This window comes from Aquabacter spiritensis, from assembly GCF_004346185.1.
GTDB classification, from domain to species: Bacteria; Pseudomonadota; Alphaproteobacteria; order Rhizobiales; family Xanthobacteraceae; genus Aquabacter; species Aquabacter spiritensis.
In genome coordinates, this window is sequence record NZ_SMAI01000042.1 from 1 (window position 1) to 1,536 (window position 1,536).

A 1,536-nucleotide genomic window follows, 5' to 3' on the forward strand; every position below is an offset into this window, starting at 1 on the left:
TCGATTCCGTTGAAAAAGTCGGCGTTGCTGTTGGGCCGAAGTCCTGATTCAGTTGTCCTTGCGGATGGAGGGACGAGGCGATGATGGGCGAGCGGACCGGGGTGCAGGAGGCTCTGTTCTACGAGTTCAGCCTGGAGCGCCATGTCCCTGCCGGCCACCTCGTGCGGGCCATCGACAGGTTTGTCGACCTTTCCGGCATCCGGGCGCACCTCAAGCCTTTCTACAGCGAGACCGGTCGGCCCTCGATCGACCCGGAACTGATGATCCGGATGCTCCTCGTCGGCTATTGCTTCGGCATCCGCTCGGAACGGCGGCTGTGCGAGGAAGTCCACCTGAACCTTGCTTATCGCTGGTTCTGTCGCCTCGGGCTCGATGGCCGCGTGCCGGACCACTCGACCTTCTCCAAGAACCGGCACGGCCGTTTCCGCGACAGCGACTTGCTCCGGCATCTGTTCGAGACCGTGCTGCAACGTTGTATCGGGGAGGGCTTGGTTGGCGGAGAAGGCTTCGCTGTAGATGCCAGCCTGATCAAGGCCGAGGCCAGCCGTCAGAAGGGTGTCGAGGGCAAAGCGGGGCTATCGCCCGAGGCAGCCGGACGCGCGGTCGAGGAATATCTCGCCGTGCTCGACGATGCGGCTTTCGGCGCGGCCACCGAAGTCACGCCGAAATTCCTCTCGCCGGCAGATCCTGCTGCCCGCTGGACCGGCGCACATGGTGGCCAAGCCTTCTTCGCCTATTCCACCAACTATCTGATCGACGTGGAGAACGCGATCATCGTCGACGTAGAGGCGACGACGGCGATCCGTCAGGCCGAAGTCCTGGCAGCGAAACGCATGATCGAACGTTCGATAGACCGCTTCGACCTTTACCCGGCACGGCTGATGGGCGACAGCGCCTATGGCTCGGCGGAGATGCTCGCCTGGCTGGTCTATGAGCATGGCATCGAGCCGCACGTTCCGGTGTTCGACAAGTCCGAGCGTCGCGACGGCACCTTCAGCCGAGCCGACTTCACCTATGACCGCGAGGCGGATGCCTATGTCTGTCCGGCCGGTAAGCTCTTGCGGCAGCGCCAGAAGCTCTACCGCACACCCAAGCCCCTGGTCGATGAGGATGGCATGATGCGCTATCGCGCCAGCAAGCTGGATTGCGATGCCTGTGCCCTGAAGCCTCGCTGCTGCCCGACCACGCCCGCCCGGAAAATACCCCGCTCGATCCACGAGGGCGCCCGCGACATGGCGCGGGCCATCGCCGGCACCGACGCCTATGTCACGTCGCGGCGGCAGCGGAAGAAGGTCGAGATGCTGTTCGCGCATCTCAAGCGCATCCTGAAGCTCGACCGCCTGCGCCTGCGAGGCCCGAACGGAGCTCGGGATGAGTTCCACCTCGCCGCAACCGCCCAGAACCTCCGGAAGCTCGCCAAGCTCCTCCCGAGCGCGCCGCAGATCAGCCCGGCATGACCGGAGAAGGCGTCCGCTGGCGAAATCCGGCTTCGTGCCAGCACGCCTCACAGGCCGACTTTTTCAACGGAATCGGTCA

The 1,536-nt window shown here is 64.3% G+C and carries 1 protein-coding gene; it reads left to right on the forward strand.

Annotation, left to right across the window (positions count from 1 at the left end):
• Positions 1–80: 80 nt before the first annotated feature.
• Positions 81–1,457, forward strand: coding sequence for a transposase (locus tag EDC64_RS23330; protein ID WP_132036256.1), 1,377 nt, complete (start codon positions 81–83; stop codon positions 1,455–1,457).
• The last annotated feature ends 79 nt before the right edge of the window (positions 1,458–1,536 follow it).